The following is a 17753-nucleotide window of genomic DNA, read 5'->3' on the forward strand; positions in this document are numbered from 1 at the left end:
CCGCGGGTGCTTCCGCCCCCACAGGGGGAAGCTCACTCAAGGGATGACTCGCCAGGGGACAAAAAGGATGCCCTGCCACGCGCCCAACGGGCGCCGCCCCGCGTCCCACGGAAGGGAGCACCGGCCCGCCATGGATCAGGCCCTGCTGTCCCGAGCGGTGAAAGCCGGCCGCCGCGCCCGCCGCGCGGCGGCCGGCGTACGCCGCCGCATCGAGCGCGTCGACACCGTCCCGGTGCTCGCCGCACGGCTGCGCCCGCGGCCCGTCCTGCGCCCCGTCCACCTCTCCGTACTCGGCGGCCGCACCCTGAACCTCGCGGTGCGTTACCCCCGCCGCGCCCACGGGATCGGCACCGCGCTGCTCCATCTGGACCACCGCGGCCACCGCAGGACCGCCCCGCTGACCCCCGAGCTCCAGCCCGACGGCACGCTGCTGCTCACCGCCACGGCCCCGCTGCTTTTCGCCCCGCACGACGAGCCCGCCGCGTCCGCCGAACCCGGCGCCCTCGCGCTCGGCCCCGGCGTCTGGCGGCTGTCCCTGGCCGTGACCGACACGGCGGGCCGGGAGGTCCTGGCCGGCCTCGGCGCCGCCCCGCACCGCACCGGCGGCGGGCCGACCCTCCCGCGCTCCCCCGACCCCGACAGCGGCGCCCTCTTCCGCCCCGTGCGGTCCGCCGACGGCCACGCGCTGCTCAAGGTGACGGCCCCGGCCCCGCAGGCCGAGCTGGTCGCGCTCGGCCTGCGCTGGGACCGGGTCACCGTGCAGGTGCGGCTGGTCGGCCCGCTGCCCCGGCACGCCGCCTGGACCGCCGAGGCCGTCCGGCAGGGCAGCGGCGGCATCGTGCTGCCGATGGAGCTGGAACAGGGCGCCGGCCACCTCACGGCCGACCTCCCGCTGGCCGCGATGGCCGCCGACGGGCATGTCCAGCACACCTGGGAAGTACGGCTGCGGTCCGGGCGGACCCGCCTGAAGGTCGGCCGCCGGCTGACCGACGTACGCCACCCGAAGCGGGTCTTCCGTACGCCCTACCGCTCCATAGCGCTCGCGGACGGCCAGCTGCTGCGGGTGCACGCCCACTTCTCCGCCGCCGGGACCCTCGCCGTCAGCTGCGCCGCGTACGCCACGCCCGCCCGCGCCCACGAGCCCTCGGAGGACCGGCCATGAGGATCACGTTCCTGCTCACCCTCGGCGACGAGATGGGCGGCACGGAAATGGCCGCGTACACCCAGGCGGCCCACCTCGCCTCGCGCCACGACGTCGAGGTACTGAGCGTCTTCCGCACCCGCGCCGAGCCGTTCTTCCCTTCCGGCCGGGACATCCGACGCCGCTACCTGATCGACCGCACCGGGCCGTACGAGCGGCCGGTGCGCCGCAGCGGCCTGGACGAGGCGGCCTGCCGCACCCTAACCTCGCTCCCCAGCGAGCTGATCGAACCCGCCTGGGAGCACACCTTCAACCGGCTCTCCGACATCGAGCTGAGCGCCGCGCTCGCGGCCCTGGACACCGACGTCCTGGTCACCACCACGCCCGCCCTGATGGCCGCGGCCGCCGAGCTGGTGCAGGGCCGGGTGATCACCGTGCACCAGGAGCACCGCGCCTCCCAGCTGCGCGGCGTCAGCGGCGAGCCGCTGCTGCGGTACGCGCCGCGCATCGACGCGCTGGTGTCGCTGACCGAGCGCACCGCCGAATGGTTCCGCGAGTCCCTCGGCCCGGCGGCGCCCGAGCTCCCCGCCATCCCGAACGCGGTGCCCGACGGCTACCGCCCGCGCTCCGACCTCGCGGGCCGCACGATCGTGGTGGCCGCCCGGATGACCCCCGAGAAGCAGCTCGACCACGCCGTACGGGCCTTCGCACAGGTGGCGGAGGAGCACCCGGACTGGCGGCTGCGGATCTTCGGCGACGGGCCGCACGAGGTCCGGCTGCGCCACCTGATCGAGGGCCTGGCGCTGCACGACCGGGTCGAACTCCTCGGCCGGACGCGGGAGATGGCCGAGGAGTGGGCAAAGGCGAGCCTGTGCCTGCTGCCGTCCCGGAACGAGGCGTTCCCACTCGTACTGCTGGAGGTGTTCGCCGCCGGGGTGCCGGTCGTCGCGTACGACATCGTCACAGGGCCCGCCGAGATCGTCCGGCACGGCGTGGACGGGCTGCTCGTGCCGCCCGGCGACGTCGACGCGCTGGCCGCGGCGCTCGGCGAACTGATGGGTGATCAGGAGCGGCTGCGGGCGTACGGGAGCGCCGCGCGCGCGGGCGTGTACGAGCGCTTCTCCGGCGAGCGGGTCACCGCCGAGTGGGAGCGGCTGTTCGAGAAGCTGGTGGCCCGCCGCGACGGCCCCGACCGGCTCGCGGCCCGCGCCGACCGCACCGCGCTGCGCATCGCGGCCGGCGGCGGCCGGGCGTTCAGCGTGGCGGCCCCGCACGGCGGCCCGCTCGCCGCCTCCGCCGACGCGCAGAAGGCCCGCGAGGTGCTGCTCAAGGCCCAGGACCGGACGGGCCGGCTGGTGCGGTCCGCCGGGCGCCTCGCCGAGCTGCGCGACGACCTCACCGCGCCACAGGTCGCCGACCGCAACCTGGAGCTGGCCACCGACGCGCTCGCGGCGCACGGCATCGGCTACGTCCTGCTGCGCGACGACGCGCTCGCGCACCGGGTCGCGGTGGCCGTGGAGGACCGGGAGCGGGCGCTGGCCGCGCTCGCCGAGGAGCTGGCCGGCGAGCCGGTGTACGGGGAGCTGGTCTCGCCGCGCGGCCACGCGCCGGGTGCGCTGCTGGCCGAGCGGCTGCGGGAGGCCGGCGAGGTCGCGGGGGTGCGCGTCTTCAAGCCGGTGACCAGCGAGAGCCGCACCCTGCGGTACGGCCCGGGGTTCGGCTGCACCGTGGAGTTCTGGGCCCTGGACGAGGACGGCTGGCGGGAGGCCCCGCGCGGTACGACCCTGCTCGGGCCGCGGCTGCCCGGCCTGGAGCCGACGGCCAAGTGGCGGGTCGCCGACCGGGACCACCCCACGCTCGCCGCCTTCACCGACACCCTCATGTGGGACGTCGACTTCCCCGTCGACGTCGTCTACACCTGGGTCGACGACGCCGACCCGGCCTGGCGGGAGCGGCGGGACGCGGCCCGGCGCGCGGCCGGCCTGGCCACCGACCACGTGGACAGCGGCGACGCGCGCTTCCGCAGCCGCGACGAACTGCGCCACTCGCTCCGCTCGCTGGCGATGTACGCCCCCTGGGTCCGCACCGTTCACCTCGTCACCGACGGCCAGGTGCCCGACTGGCTGGACACCGCGCACCCGGGCCTGAAGGTGGTCGACCACCGCGAGCTCTTCGCGGACCCCTCCCTGCTGCCGACCTTCAACTCGCACGCCATCGAGAGCCAGCTGCACCGCATCGAGGGCCTGTCCGAGCAGTTCCTGTACTTCAACGACGACGTGTTCCTGGGCCGTCCGGTGCCGCCGTCGGCGTTCTTCCACAGCAACGGCACGGCCCACTTCTTCCGCTCGCCCACCGCCGTACCGCCCGGCGAGGTCACCGAGGACGACGAGGGCTACTTCGCCGCCGCCAAGAACAACCGGGCTTTGCTGAAGCGGGAGTTCGGCCGGGTCGCCACGCACAGCTTCCTGCACGCCCCGCACCCGCTGCGGCGCAGCGTCCTCGCCGAGATCGCCGACCGCTTCCCCGAGGAGGTGGCGGCGACGGCGGGGAGCCGCTTCCGGGCGCGTACCGATCTCTCCATCGCCTCGTCCCTGCACCACTACTACGGATACCTGACCGGGAAGTCGACGCCCGCGACCATTTCCTGCTCCTTCGCGAACGCCGGCCGCTACGACCACCACACTGTCCTCAGCCGCCTGCTCGCCACCCGCAGCCACAGCGTCTTCTGCATCGGGGACTCCGCCGACGCCGAGGTGCCGGCCGCCGAGCAGGACCGGGTGGTGCGTGCCTTCCTGGGCGCGTACTTCCCCGTACCGTCGCCGTACGAGCGCGGCTGACCCGGAGCAGAAGGAGCGAGGAGCGAGATGACCTGGCTGATCACTGGTGGCGCGGGCTACATCGGCGCGCACGTGGTGCGCGCGATGACCGGCGCGGGCGAGCGCGCTGTGGTCCTGGACGACCTGTCCACCGGCGTGGCGGAGCGGGTGCCCGAGGACGTGCCGCTCGTCGTCGGCTCGACGCTGGACCGCGGGCTGCTGGACCGCACGATCGCCGAGCACGAGGTCGCCGGGGTGGTGCACCTGGCGGCGAAGAAGCAGGTCGGCGAGTCGGTGGAGCTGCCGCTGCTGTACTACCGGGAGAACGTGCAGGGGCTGGCGACGCTGCTGGAGGCGGTGGCGGCCGGCGGCGTCGGCCGCTTCGTCTTCTCCTCCTCCGCCGCGGTCTACGGGATGCCGTCCACCCAAAGCGGGCCGGCCACCGAGGCGGGCCTGGTCACCGAAGACATGCCGTGCGTGCCGATGAGCCCGTACGGCGAGACGAAGCTGGCGGGCGAGTGGCTGACCCGGGCCGTGGGCCGGGCGCACGGCATCTCCACCGCCTGCCTGCGCTACTTCAACGTCGCGGGCGCCGCCTCCCCGGAGCTCGCCGACACCGGCGTCTTCAACATCGTCCCGATGGTCTTCGAGAAGCTCACCGAGGGCGCGGCGCCGCGGATCTTCGGCGCCGACTACGACACCCCCGACGGCACCTGTATCCGGGACTACATCCACGTCGAGGACCTGGCCGACGCGCACCTCGCGGCAGCCCGCAAGCTCGGCGAGCGCGGCCCGGTCCGCGATCTGACGCTCAACATCGGGCGCGGCGAGGGCGTGTCCGTCCGCGAGATGGTCGACCTCATCGCGGAGGTCACCGGATACGGGGACCGGGCCGCCGAGGTGACGGCGCGGCGTCCCGGCGACCCGGCGCGGGTGGTCGCGGCGGCCGACCGGATCGCGGCGGAGCTGGGCTGGAAGGCCCGGCACGACGTGCGCGACATGATCGCTTCGGCCTGGGCGGGCTGGCTGCTGCACCACCCGGAAGCCCGCCACGACTGAACAAAATCCCTACATTTAACAAACAAACACAGAACCAACTCCTCGTCACTTCCGTCTCACAGGTAGCGGTTACCGCCCCCATTTCGGGCAATTCCGCTATCTGTGCCCGGTCCGATACGAGGAGTAGTTACCGCAATGCCCGCACCCGACAGCTCCGCCGCTGTGCCGCGCTTCAGCATCGTCGTCCCTGTCTTCAAGGTGCAGGGCTACCTCCGCGCCTGCCTGGACTCGATCCTGGCCCAGTCCTGGACCGACTTCGAGGTCGTCGCGGTGGACGACCGCTCGCCCGACGGCTCCGGGGCGATCCTGGACGAGTACGCGGCCCGGGACCCGCGCGTGATCCCGCTGCACCTCGCCGAGAACAAGGGCATCGGCAACGCCCGCAACGAGGGCGTGGCGCACGCCCGCGGCGACTACCTCCTCTTCCTCGACAGCGACGACACCCTGCTGCCCGACGCGCTGGAGTCCATAGCCGGCCGGCTGACGGAGACCGAGGACCCCGACGTCCTGGTCTACGACTACGCGCGCACCTTCTGGTGGGGCGAGGCCAAGCGCAACCGCGACGCCGAGGTGCTCGCGGCGCCCGGCCCCGAGGTCGGCACCATCGACGACCGGCCCGAACTGCTGCGCCTGTTCACCGTCGTGTGGAACAAGGCGTACCGCCGCGACTTCTACCTCGCCGGCGGTTTCAGCTTCCCCGACGGCTTCTACGAGGACGCGGTCGTCGTCTACGAATCGCTCTTCAGCGCCGAGCGCATCGCGCTGCTGGACCAGGTCTGCGTGCACTACCGGCAGCGCCGCCAGGGGAACGCCCTGCGCACCCCCAGCCGGGAGCACTTCGCCGCCTTCGACCAGTACGAGCGGCTCTTCGCGTTCATCGAGGAGCGGCCCCCGCTGCACCGCTGGCGGGCCTTCCTCTTCGAGCACATGATCGACCACTATCTCTTCATCCTGGCCCGCCCCGACCGCGTGCCGGCCGCGGCCCGCCCGGAGTTCTTCCGCCGCGCGGCCCAGCACTACCGCCGCTACCTGCCCGCCGACTTCGTGCGGCCCAAGGGCGTGATGGGCGTCCAGTACGACGCGCTCGCGCGCGGCTCGTTCCCCGCCTACACCGCGCTGAAGCTGGCCGCGCGGGGCCGCAGGAAGGCGGCCGGGCGGCTGAAGAAGGTCAAGCACACCCTCGGCAAGCAGGCGTACGCGCGCTTCTATCAGCTCCAGCTGCACCGCCCGCTCGACCCGCACCTGGCCGTCTACGCCGCGTACTGGAACCGCACCCCCGCCTGCAATCCGCTCGCGATCTACGAGAAGGCCAAGGAGCTGGCGCCGCGGATCCACGGCGTGTGGGTGATCAAGAAGGGCATGGAGGACACCCTCCCCGAGGGTGCCGACCACGTGATCGTGGGCTCCCCGCGCTACTGGGAGGTGATGGCCCGCGCCACGTACCTCGTCAACAACGTCAACTTCGCCGACGCGGTCGTCAAGCGCCCCGGCCAGATCCACCTCCAGACCCACCACGGCACCCCGCTCAAGCGGATGGGCATCGACCAGCAGCAGTACCCGGCCGCCGCCAAGGGCATGAGCATGCGCAAGCTGCTGCAGCGCGCCGACCGCTGGGACTTCAGCGTCTCGTCCAACCAGCACACCACCGAGCAGTGGGAGCGGGTCTACCCCTGCTCCTTCCAGTCGCTGGACACCGGCTATCCGCGCAACGACGTGTACTACCGCGCCACCGCCGCCGACGTCCTGGACATCCGCGCGCGCCTGGGCATCGCCCCCGGCCGCACCGCCGTCCTGTACGCGCCCACCGTCCGCGACTACCAGACCGGCTACGTGCCCCGGATGGACCTGGAGCGCGTCACCCGCGAGCTGGGCCCCGACGTGGTGCTGCTGGTCCGCACGCACTACTTCTACGGCGAGAACCCCCGGCTGGCCGAGCTCCAGGAGCAGGGCGCCCTGATCGACGTCTCCCGGCACCCCTCGGTCGAGGAGCTGTGCCTGGCCGCCGACGCGCTGATCACGGACTACTCGTCGATCATGTTCGACTACGCCAACCTGGACCGGCCGATCATCACGTACGCCGACGACTGGGACGTGTACGTGAAGTCCCGCGGCGTCACCTTCGACCTGCTCTCCGGCGAGCCGGGCGACACCCCCGGCGCCGTCGCCACCACGGAGGACGAGCTGATCGCCGCCTTCCGCGACGGCACCTGGGACGGCGAGGAGGCAGCGGCCCGCCGCGCCGCCTTCCGCGCCCGCTTCTGCCAGTGGGACGACGGCCACGCCGCGGAACGCGTCGTCCGCCGCGTCTTCCTCGACCAGAAGCCGACCCCGGAGGTCGTACCGCTCGCGGAGCGCACGGTGGCGCCGAGCCCGCGCGAGGCGGAGGCCGGCGCGGCTCCGGCCGTGACCACCCTGCCGCTGCAGGCCGGCGAGGTGGACGTGGACCTGGCCGGCTGACAGGGATACCGCGCCCCGTAAGGGGCGCGGGGAACTGCGCGACCAGCCACAGCGGGCCCGCAGCCGAGCGCTTACCCGCTGCCCCGCGCCCCGAGCGCGCTCGTCACCGCCGCCGCGAGTTCGTCCAGGTACCCGGCCGGCAGGCCCCCTCGGAGGACCACCACCCGCCAGTACAGCGGCCCCGTGATCAGGTCGAGGGCAAGCCGGACATCCACGTCCGGCCGAAGCTCCCCGCGCTCCACCGCGCGGGACACCATCGTCCGCGTCATGGACTCCTGGCTGTCGTGCAACGCACTCCGCAACGCCTCGGCGATCTCCGGACTGCGCGCGGCCTCCGCCAGCAGATCCGGAATGATCTGCGCCGCCATCGGGTGGCGCAGCGCCCGGGACGCCACCTCCAGCAGCATCCGTACGTCGCTGCGCAGCGCCCCCGTGTCCGGCACCGGCATCCCCTCGGCGGCCAGCGCGGTGACCACGTCCAGGACGAGGTGCAGCTTGGAGCGCCAGCGGCGGTACACGGCGGTCTTGCCGACCCCCGCCCGCCGCGCGATGCCCTCGATCGACATCCGCCCGAACCCGACGGCAGCCAACTCCGCGAACACCGCGGCGCGAATCGCGGCGGTCTTCTCCTCGCGCAGCACGGCCGCGCCGGCCGGCGCCCGGCGCGGCGCCGGCGCGGTCGGATCCTGAGGCGCCTTCGGCGCGACCGCTTCCGACGGTGCTGGGTCCTTTGCCATGCAGGGAGCATAGCGTCGCGACGCAACGGTTGCGTTTCGACGTCCCCGCACCCTAGTCTCAGGTTGCGACGATACGGAGCCGTCTCGTCGTGAGTTCTTCAGCCTCGCGGGCGCCGCCGGCCCCGCCGCGCCCGCGTCCACGCACGAAAGCGGACTGATGTCTCAGACCCTCACGCGTCCGGTCCCCGCCGCCCCGCCGGACCCCGGCCCGCGCGCCCTCGCCGAGAAGTACGGCCTCACGGTCAGCGGCCGCCGCCCCTCGCTCCCGGAGTACGTCCGGCAGCTGTGGCATCGCCGTCACTTCATCTCGACGTTCTCCAGCGCCAAGCTGACCGCCCAGTACAGCCAGGCCAAGCTGGGCCAGCTCTGGCAGGTGGCCACGCCGCTGCTGAACGCGCTGGTCTACTACTTGATCTTCGGCCTGCTGCTCGGCACCCACCGGGGCGTGCCGGACTACATCCCGTTCCTGGTCACCGGCGTCTTCATCTTCACCTTCTCGCAGAGCTCGGTGCTGGCGGGGACGCGGGCGATCTCGGGCAACCTCGGCCTGGTGCGGGCGCTGCACTTCCCGCGCGCCTGCCTGCCGATTTCCTTCTGCCTGATGCAGCTCAAGCAGCTGATGTTCTCCATGGGCGTGCTCGTGGTGATCCTGCTGGCGTTCGGGCAGCTCCCGGGCTGGTCGTGGCTGCTGGCGGTCCCGGCGCTGTGTCTGCAGTTCGTCTTCAACACCGGCCTCGCGATGATCATGGCGCGGCTGGGCAGCAAGACCCCCGACCTGGCGCAGCTGATGCCCTTCATCCTGCGCACCTGGATGTACGCCTCCGGCGTCATGTACAGCTTGAGCGTGGTGACCGCGGGGAAGAACATCCCCGGCGTCGTCCAGTTCCTTCTGGACATCAACCCGGGCGCGGTCTACATCGACCTGATGCGCTTCGCGCTCATCGACTCCTTCACCGCCGCGCAGCTGCCCCCGCACGTGTGGGCCTGCGCCGCCGGCTGGGCGGTCGTGATGGGCGCGGCGGGCTTTGTGTACTTCTGGAAGGCGGAGGAGCGGTACGGCCGTGGCTGAGCAGCAGAAGACCGACCTGGAGCAGCCGGCGGTGCAGGATGCCGCGACCGCGGAGGAGCGTGTCCCCACCGTCATCGCGGATGATCTGCACATCGTGTACCGGGTCTACGGCACCGGCGCGGGCCGGGGCAGTGCCACCGCGGCGCTGAACCGGATCGTGCGCCGCAAGCCCTCCACCGGGGTGCGGGAGGTGCACGCGGTCAAGGGCGTGACCTTCACCGCCTACCGGGGCGAGTCGATCGGCCTGATCGGCACCAACGGCTCGGGCAAGTCCACCCTGCTCAAGGCCGTGGCGGGCCTGCTGCCGGCCGAGCGCGGCCATGTCTACACGCACGGCCAGCCCTCGCTGCTGGGCGTGAACGCGGCGCTGATGAACGACCTGACCGGCGAGCGCAACGTCATCCTGGGCGGACTGGCCATGGGCATGACCCGCGAGCAGGTCCGCGAGCGCTACCAGGGCATCGTCGACTTCTCCGGCATCAACGAGAAGGGCGACTTCATCTCCCTGCCGATGCGCACCTACTCCTCCGGCATGGCCGCCCGCCTGCGGTTCTCCATCGCCGCGGCCAAGGACCACGACGTCCTGATGATCGACGAGGCCCTCGCCACCGGCGACCGCAAGTTCCAGAAGCGCTCCGAGGCCCGCATCCGCGAGCTGCGCAAGGAGGCCGGCACGGTCTTCCTGGTCAGCCACAACAACAAGTCCATCCGCGACACCTGCGACCGGGTGCTGTGGCTGGAGAAGGGCGAGCTCCTCATGGACGGCCCCACGGACGACGTGATCAAGGAGTACGAAGCCTTCACGAAGAAGTAAGAGCCTGAAGACAGGGGGAAGGCCCCGGAGCCATTGCTCCGGGGCCTTCCCTTTTCACCGCTTCACACGGCTCAGCTGTGCTGACGCAGCAGCGTCCGCATCGTGCGCATCGCGACCGACAGGTTGGCCAGGTCGAAGGAGTCCGAGCCCTGGATCTCCTCCAGCGTGGCGCGGGCGCGGCCCAGGATCGCGGCGTTCTTCTCCTCCCACGCCTTGAAGCGCTGCTCCGGCGTGGCCGTGCCGTTGCCGGCCGAGAGGACGTCCGCGGTCAGCGCGGCGTGCGCGGCGAACAGGTCCTCGCGGATGGAGGCGCGGGCCATGGACTGCCAGCGGTCGGCGCGCGGCAGCTCCAGGATGCGGTCCAGGAGCTGGTTGATCCGCAGCCGGTCGCCCAGGTCGTAGTAGACCTCGGCGACGTCCAGCGGCTCCTTGCCGGTGCGGTCGGCGATGGCCACGATGTCCAGCGCCGGGAAGGCCGACGAGAACCCGGCCACCCGGTGCGCCAGCCCCTCCGGCACGCCCGCCTCGGTCAGCTGCCCGAAGATCGACTCGTACCACTCCGTGTCGCTGCCGCGCAGCAGCTTGGGCAGCTCGGCCCAGACCGTGCCGACCCGGTCGCGGAAGAAGTCGATGGTGCCGGACAGCTCCAGCGGCTGCGGGCGGTTGTTGAGCAGCCAGCGGGTGCCGCGCTCGACCAGCCGCCGGGAGTGCAGCCGGATGCGGGTCTGCACCTCGGCGGTCACCTTGTTGTCCAGCGCCTCGACGTCGTCCCAGACCTCACCCAGGTTGAAGATCGCGCGGGCCGCGGTGTGCGCCCGGACGACCTCTTCCAGGGACGCGCCGGTCTCCTCCACCATGCGGTGCAGGAAGCTCGTACCGCCGGTGTTGACGGTGTCGTTGACCATCACCGTCGTGGTGATCTCGCGGTGCAGGGCGTGGTTGTCGACCTGGTCGGCGAACCGCTCGCGCAGCGCGCTCGGGAAGTACGCGTGCAGCAGGTGCTTGAAGTACGGGTCGTCCGGCAGGCTCGTCTGGATCAGCGCGTCGGCCACCGTGATCTTGGTGTACGCGAGCAGGACGGCGGTCTCCGGCTGGGTCAGCCCCCGGCCGTTGGCCAGCCGCTCGCGGATCTGCCGCTCGGAGGGCAGGAACTCCAGCGCCCGGTCCAGCTGACCGTCGCGCACCAGGCGGCGCATGAACCGCTGCTGCGCGTGGAGCATGTTGGAGGACTGGGCGAGGGCCAGCGAGAGGGCGGTGTTCTGCGCGTAGTTGTTGCGCAGCACCAGCGCGCCGACCTCGTCGGTCATCTCGGCGAGCAGCTTGTTGCGCTGCTTGACCGTCATGTCCCCGTCGGTCACCACGGAGTTCAGCAGGATCTTGATGTTCACCTCGTGGTCGGAGGTGTCCACGCCGGCGCTGTTGTCGATCGCGTCGGTGTTGATCCGGCCGCCGTTCGTGGCGAACTCGATCCGGCCCAGCTGGGTCAGGCCCAGGTTGCCGCCCTCGCCGACGACCTTGACCCGCAGGTCCTGGCCGTCGACCCGGATGGCGTCGTTGGACTTGTCGCCGACGTCCGCGTTCGACTCGGCCGAGGACTTCACGTACGTGCCGATGCCGCCGTTCCACAGCAGGTCCACCGGGGCCTGCAGGATCGCCTTCATCAGCTCGGCCGGGGTCATCTTCGTGATGCCCGCCTCGATGCCGAGGGCCGCGCGCACGTGCTGGTTGACCGGGATCGACTTCGCCGTACGGGGGTGGATGCCGCCGCCCTGCGACAGCAGCTCCTTGTTGTAGTCCTCCCAGGAGGAACGCGGCAGCTCGAAGAGGCGGCGGCGCTCGGCGTACGAGGTCGCCGCGTCCGGCTTCGGGTCGAGGAAGATGTGCCGGTGGTCGAAGGCGGCCACCAGCCGGATGTGCTCGGAGAGCAGCATGCCGTTGCCGAACACGTCACCGGACATGTCACCGACGCCGACGACCGTGAAGTCCTCGGACTGGGTGTCCGTGCCCAGCTCGCGGAAGTGCCGCTTGACCGACTCCCACGCGCCGCGGGCCGTGATGCCCATGCCCTTGTGGTCGTAGCCCGCCGAGCCGCCGGAGGCGAAGGCGTCGCCCAGCCAGAAGCCGTAGGACTCGGCGACCTCGTTGGCGATGTCGGAGAACTTCGCGGTGCCCTTGTCGGCCGCGACGACGAGGTAGGTGTCGTCCTCGTCGTGCCGGACGACGTCCTCCGGGTGCACGACCTCGCCGCCGACGAGGTTGTCGGTGATGTCCAGCAGACCGGAGATGAAGGTCTTGTACGAGGCGATGCCCTCGGCCAGCCACGCGTCCCGGTCGACCGCCGGGTCCGGCAGCTGCTTGCCGACGAAGCCGCCCTTCGCGCCGACCGGCACGATGACGGTGTTCTTGACCATCTGCGCCTTGACCAGGCCGAGGATCTCCGTACGGAAGTCCTCGCGCCGGTCCGACCAGCGCAGACCGCCGCGCGCCACCTTGCCGAAGCGCAGGTGGACGCCCTCGACGCGGGGCGAGTACACCCAGATCTCGTATGCCGGGCGGGGCGCCGGCAGGTCCGGGATGGCCTGCGGGTCCAGCTTCAGGGACAGGTAGGCGTGCGGCTCGCCCTGGCTGTTCTTCTGGAAGTGGTTGGTGCGCAGGGTCGCCTTGATGACGGTGAGGAACGACCGCAGGATGCGGTCCTCGTCCAGCGACGCCACCTGGTCCAGCGCGCCGTCCAGCTCCTCCAGCAGCCCGTCGATCAGCTCCGTGCCGGCCCGCTGCCGCCGCGGGGCCATCCGCGCCTCGAAGAGGCTGACCAGCAGCCGGGTGGTGTGGACGTTGTAGGAGAGGGTGTCCTCCATGTACGTCTGGCTGAAGGTCGAGCCGGCCTGCCGCAGGTACTTCGCGTAGGCGCGGAGCACCATCGCCTGCCGCCAGTCCAGGCCCGCGCCCAGCACCAGCTTGTTGAAGTTGTCGCTCTCCGCGCGGCCCGTCCACACCGCCGTGAAGGCGTCCTGGAAGCGCTCGCGGTAGTCGTCGCCGTTCGGGCGCTCCGGCATCCGCAGGCCGAAGTCGTAGATCCACGCGCCGGACCGGTCCGAGCAGCGCAGCTCGTGCGGCCGCTCGTCGACGACCTCCACGCCCAGGCGGTTGAGCAGCGGCAGCACCTTCGAGAGCGAGACCGGCTCACCGGTGCGGTAGATCTTGAAGCGGCGCTCGCCGGGGCCCGCGCCGACCGGCTCGTACAGGCTGACCTCGAAGTCGCGGCCCTCCTCGGCGGTCCACAGCTTCTCCAGGTGCTGGAGGTCGGCGACCGCGGCGCGCGGGGAGTTGTCGGCCTTGTAGCCCTCGGGGAACGCCTGGGCGTAGCGGCGCAGCAGCTCGGCCGCGCGCTCCTCGCCGCACTCGGCGTTCAGCGCCTCGGCGAAGCCGTCGGCCCAGGAGCGGGCGGCGTCCACCAGCCGCGCCTCGATGCGGTCGACGTCGGCGTCGGTGAGGTCGGGCAGCGTGGCGCCCGGCTCGACCCGGATGACGAAGTGCAGCCGGGAGAGGATCGACTCGGTGTTCCAGGCGGTGAAGTCGACGCTGGTGCCGCCGAGCTCCTCCTTGAGGATCTCGATCAGGCGCAGCCGGACGCCGGTGGTGTAACGGTCCCGCGGGAGGTAGACCAGCGCGGAGTAGTAGCGCCCGTACTCGTCCTGGCGCAGGTACAGCCGCAGCCGGCGGCGCTCCTGGAGGTAGAGCACGCTGGTGGCGATCGCGCGCAGCTGGTCGACCGGGGTCTGGAACAGCTCGTCGCGCGGGTAGGTCTCCAGGATCTGGAGCAGGTCGCGGCCGTCGTGGCTGTTGGGCGAGAAGCCGGCGCCCTCCAGCACCTCGGTGACCTTGCGGCGGATGACCGGCACCCGGCGCACGGACTCGGTGTACGCGGCGGAGGAGAACAGGCCCAGGAAGCGCCGCTCGCCGACGACGTTGCCCTGCGCGTCGAACTTCTTCACGCCGACGTAGTCGAGGTAGGAGGGCCGGTGCACGGTCGCACGGCTGTTCGCCTTGGTGAGGATCAGCAGCTTGTGCTCGCGGGCCTTCTTGCGGGCGTCCCTGGGGAGCCGGTTGAAGGACGGGGAGACGGGGTGGCCCTCGTCGTCCTCGTGGTGCTGGGGGTCCGAGCGGAGGATGCCGAGGCCGGTGCCCGGCACGGCGGTGAGCACGTCCTCCTCGCCGTCGGTCTCGCCGGGCGCCGAGGTCAGCTCGTACTCGCGGTAGCCGAGGAAGGTGAAGTGGTCGGCGGACAGCCAGCGCAGCAGCTCGCGGGCCTCCTCCACCTCACGGTCGCGCAGGTCGTCGGCGGTGGGCTCGGAGGGCAGCTCGTCCGCGATGCGCAGCGCGGCGTCGCGCATCTTCTCCCAGTCCTCGACGGCCTCGCGCACGTCGTTGAGGACCCGCAGCAGATCGGCGGTGATCTGCTTCAGGTCGGACCGGTCGGTCTCCCGGTCGATCTCCACATGGATCCAGGACTCCACCAGCGCGTCGTGCGGCAGCTCGGCGTCCTTGGCCTTGCCGGGGGTGCCGTGCGCGTCGTCCTCGGCGTCCAGGACCTCGATCAGCTTGCCGGTGACGTCACGCCGGACGACGACCTGCGGGTGGATCACGACGTGGATGCCGCGGCCCTGCCGCGACAGCTCGTTGGTGACCGAGTCGACCAGGAACGGCATGTCGTCGGTGACGACCTCGACGACCGAGTGGCTGCAGGTCCAGCCGTTCTCCTCGACGCTCGGGGTGTGGACTCTGACGTTCGCCGTGCCCTGCGGCCGGACGCCCGCCAGCCGGTAGTGCGAGAGTGCCGCGCCGAAGACGTCGACCGGGTCGCGCCCGGTGAGGTCCTCCGGAGCGGTGTGCAGGTAGTAGCGCTGGAGGTATCCACTGAGGGTGTCCGGGTCGAGACCCGGTACCGGTGACTGCCCTCCCGCCGGTCCGCTCTCAGCGACCCTGGCGGCCTTCGTGAGCAGCTCGGTCTTGGCTTCGTCCAGCTTGGTCTGCATGTCCTCTGGCTCCTGTCGCGCGCCGTTGCGTGACGTTGTGGAAATAAGCGGATACGGCACAACGCCGGACCGACGCGTAAGGGACCCCCGGGACGGGCCCGGGAGCATGTCCGGTCGGAATCGACGCTATGCCGCGATGAGGGGCGACCGGGGCGGAATTGGCCAGATTTGGCATTCCTGGCACCTGGTCGTAACGAGAATGATCAACGGCCGCCCGGGCACCGTGGTGTCCCGGGCGCGGAGCAGGGGCCTCGACGCCCCCGCGGGTTATCGCGCTGATCACGATGCCAGGCTATCGCTCCCTGCCGGGGAGTAGTCATGGGCCTTGTGTGTACAAAACCACACCTGCTTCTTTGCCGGTATGGACAGAGACGTACCCCGTCCGGTCACACTCGGTCGTCCGCAGGGGGTCTTGGCAACCGCTCGGAACCGGAGGACCTTGAGCGGGACGGAGTCGGAAGCGAGCCGCGCGGAGGTACGCCATGGCAGCCAGGATCCTGATCGTGACCGGGGACGCGGCCGAGTCCCTGGAGGTTCTCTACCCGTACCAGCGGCTGCGCGAGGAGGGGTACGACGTCCACATCGCGGCCCCCGCCCGCAAGACGCTCCGCTTCGTCGTCCACGACTTCGAGCCCGGCTTCGACACCTACACCGAGAAGCCCGGCTACACCTGGCCGGCGGACCTGGCGTTCTCCGAAGTCGACCCGGGCGCTTACGCCGCTCTGGTGATCCCCGGCGGCCGGGCACCCGAATACCTGCGCAACGACGCCGAGCTGCGCAAGGTGATCAAGGCGTTCTTCGACGCCGACAAGCCGGTCGCGCAGATCTGCCACGGCCCCCTGCTGACCGCCGCGATCGGCCGCCTGAACGGCCGCCGGGTGACCTGCTATCCCGCCCTGGAGATGGACATGCAGGCGGCGGGCGCCGGCTTCCGCGACGCCGAGGTCGTCGTCGACGGCACCCTGGTCTCCTCCCGCGCCTGGCCGGACCACTCCGCCTGGATGCGCGAATTCCTGAAGGTCCTGCGCGCCAAGGCACCGGCGATGTGACGGCCGCTCCGCCGCGGCGGCGCGCGCGGGCCCTGCGGGGCGGCGTCACGCGTCGGGGCAGCGGCCCGGTCCCGCCCTCAGATGACCAGTCGCTCCGCCGTCTCGACGGCCGCCGCCAGGCTGTCGACGACCGGCACCCCGGCCTCCAGGAGGCTGGCGCGGCTGTGCGAACCGCCCGTGTACAGCACCGCGTGGGCACCCGCGTCCCGGGCCGCCACCGCGTCGTCCACGGCGTCGCCGATGACGACCGTACGGCCGGGATCGACGCGCGCGCCCTCCAGCGCCGCGAGGTGCCGCACCATGTGCGCGCTCTTGCTGCCGCCGGACGGCCCGGTCCGGCCGTCCACCCGTATGAAGTGCGACTCGATGCCGAAGTCGCGCACCAGCGGCAGCAGCTCGTCGTGCCCGTACATGCTGAGGATCGACTGGCTGCGCCCGGCCGTCCGCCAGCTCTCCAGCAGCATCTCCACGCCCTCGGCCAGCGCGCACGCCTCCCGCCGGAGCGTGTAGTGCCGGTGGAACGCCTCGTCCATGACCGCCCACTCGCCGTCCGTGGGCAGCCGCCCCATCAGCCGCTCGTAGAAGCGCGGGATCGGCACGCAGTACAGCTCCCGGTACCGCTCCAGGGTGATCGGGGGCAGGCCGATCTCACCGAACGCGGCATTGGTCGCGCCGATCACGGCGTCGATGTCGTGAAAGAGCGTGCCGTTCCAGTCCCAGACGATGTGCGTCGCGTGCTTCCCCATGCAAGGAAAGTACCCGGCACCACCGACAATCCTGCCGTCGCTTCACGAACGCGCAGGTCAGGACGGTACGAGGAGCAGAACGGTACGCGGAGTCAGAACGGTACGCGGAGGCCGACCCGGGCCCGGTCAGGCGATCAGGTTCGGGATCTCCTGGACGCCGAACCACATCAGCTCGTGGTCCTCGGCCCCGTCCACCGTGAACTGCGCGTCGTCGTCCCCCTGGTCCGCCGCGCCCAGCGCCGCGGCCGCCGCCGTGACGTCCGCCTCCGCGTCACCGGAGTCGACGTGCACCGCCGCCGCCTTCTTCAACGGCACCGGCCCGGCCACCCGCACGGCGCCCAGCGCCGACGCGTCCAGCCCCCGGTCGGGGTCCATCGACGCGGCGCCGTCGGCCACGTCGACGGCCACCACGACACGCTTCCGGGGGGCCTTCGGATCGGTGGCCAGCAGCCGCAGCGACGCCTGCGCGGCACGGTTCAGCGCGGCGTACTCCAGCTCCTCGATGTCGTCGGAGACGTACCACTCGCGCAGCGCGGGCGTGACGGCGAAGGCGTCCAGCGGGCCGGACCCCAGCTCGCCCGCCTTGTACGCCTCTGCGAGACCGGGGAGCGTCAGGGGGACGTAGACACGCATGGTGGCCGCCACTTTCGTTCGGACTGCTGGGTACTGGCTCGGTTGGGGCGCAGGCAGCCAGCATACGGGCGGGGGTCCCCCTTCGTGCTGCCGGTACGGCCCTCCCGGGCGCCCCGCCGGACACCCGCCGTGGCCTGTTCCCGTCGCTCCCGTACGCCTCCCGTCACCCTGATAGGTGAATCTTCCGGCGCCCGCG

The 17753-nt window shown here is 71.8% G+C and carries 11 protein-coding genes; 7 read left to right on the forward strand and 4 right to left on the reverse strand.

All coding sequences use genetic code 11. The features are described 5' to 3' along the window. Nucleotides 1–130 precede the first annotated feature (130 nt). From ACZ4MH_RS07740 to ACZ4MH_RS07755, 4 genes are all read left to right on the forward strand, one after another. Nucleotides 131–1162: a hypothetical protein gene (locus ACZ4MH_RS07740; RefSeq protein ID WP_351601829.1), complete on the forward strand. Its 1032-nt coding sequence runs from the start codon at nt 131–133 to the stop codon at nt 1160–1162. After that, nucleotides 1159–3978 (forward strand): stealth conserved region 3 domain-containing protein, encoded by a 2820-nt coding sequence (locus ACZ4MH_RS07745; RefSeq protein WP_467754396.1) that lies wholly within the window; start codon nt 1159–1161, stop codon nt 3976–3978. Before ACZ4MH_RS07740 ends, ACZ4MH_RS07745 begins: the two co-directional genes overlap by 4 nt. Nucleotides 3979–4005: 27 nt before the next feature. Then, complete coding sequence (gene galE, locus ACZ4MH_RS07750) at nt 4006–5016, forward strand: UDP-glucose 4-epimerase GalE (RefSeq protein ID WP_351600014.1); 1011 nt, start codon at nt 4006–4008, stop codon at nt 5014–5016. Nucleotides 5017–5151: 135 nt separating this feature from the next. Beyond that, nucleotides 5152–7473 (forward strand): bifunctional glycosyltransferase/CDP-glycerol:glycerophosphate glycerophosphotransferase, encoded by a 2322-nt coding sequence (locus ACZ4MH_RS07755; protein ID WP_351600016.1) that lies wholly within the window; start codon nt 5152–5154, stop codon nt 7471–7473. 71 nt (nt 7474–7544) lie between these two features. Here the strand turns inward: ACZ4MH_RS07755 and ACZ4MH_RS07760 are convergent, their stop codons facing one another. Next, a complete protein-coding gene (locus tag ACZ4MH_RS07760; protein ID WP_351600018.1) occupies nt 7545–8210 on the reverse strand; it encodes a TetR/AcrR family transcriptional regulator in 666 nt (221 codons plus the stop codon). Between the two features lie 157 nt (nt 8211–8367). On the opposite strand from ACZ4MH_RS07760, the gene ACZ4MH_RS07765 reads away from it, so the two are divergent. Together ACZ4MH_RS07765 and ACZ4MH_RS07770 are read left to right on the forward strand one after the other, a co-directional pair. Then, nucleotides 8368–9279, forward strand: coding sequence for an ABC transporter permease (locus ACZ4MH_RS07765; protein WP_351600020.1), 912 nt, complete (start codon nt 8368–8370; stop codon nt 9277–9279). A gap of 16 nt (nt 9280–9295) precedes the next feature. Continuing rightward, nucleotides 9296–10093 carry an ABC transporter ATP-binding protein gene (locus tag ACZ4MH_RS07770; RefSeq protein ID WP_351600032.1) on the forward strand — a complete coding sequence of 266 codons (798 nt, stop codon included), beginning with the start codon at nt 9296–9298 and terminating at the stop codon, nt 10091–10093. Between the two features lie 71 nt (nt 10094–10164). On the opposite strand, the gene ACZ4MH_RS07775 is transcribed toward ACZ4MH_RS07770, so the two are convergent. After that, nucleotides 10165–15129 carry an NAD-glutamate dehydrogenase gene (locus ACZ4MH_RS07775; protein ID WP_351600022.1) on the reverse strand — a complete coding sequence of 1655 codons (4965 nt, stop codon included), beginning with the start codon at nt 15127–15129 and terminating at the stop codon, nt 10165–10167. Nucleotides 15130–15611: 482 nt separating this feature from the next. Here ACZ4MH_RS07775 and ACZ4MH_RS07780 point away from each other — a divergent pair, with 482 nt between their 5' ends. Beyond that, the gene (locus tag ACZ4MH_RS07780) at nt 15612–16178 is read left to right on the forward strand and encodes a DJ-1/PfpI family protein (protein WP_351600024.1); all 567 of its coding nucleotides are present in this window, start codon (nt 15612–15614) and stop codon (nt 16176–16178) included. A gap of 77 nt (nt 16179–16255) precedes the next feature. Here the strand turns inward: ACZ4MH_RS07780 and ACZ4MH_RS07785 are convergent, their stop codons facing one another. Next, entirely contained in the window at nt 16256–16924 is a 669-nt protein-coding gene (locus ACZ4MH_RS07785; protein WP_351600026.1) for an HAD family hydrolase, read from the reverse strand. A 126-nt stretch (nt 16925–17050) separates the two neighbouring features. Beyond that, a complete protein-coding gene (locus ACZ4MH_RS07790; protein WP_351600028.1) occupies nt 17051–17557 on the reverse strand; it encodes a DUF6912 family protein in 507 nt (168 codons plus the stop codon). Nucleotides 17558–17753 lie beyond the last annotated feature (196 nt).

The organism is Streptomyces sp. NPDC026301 (assembly GCF_055567935.1).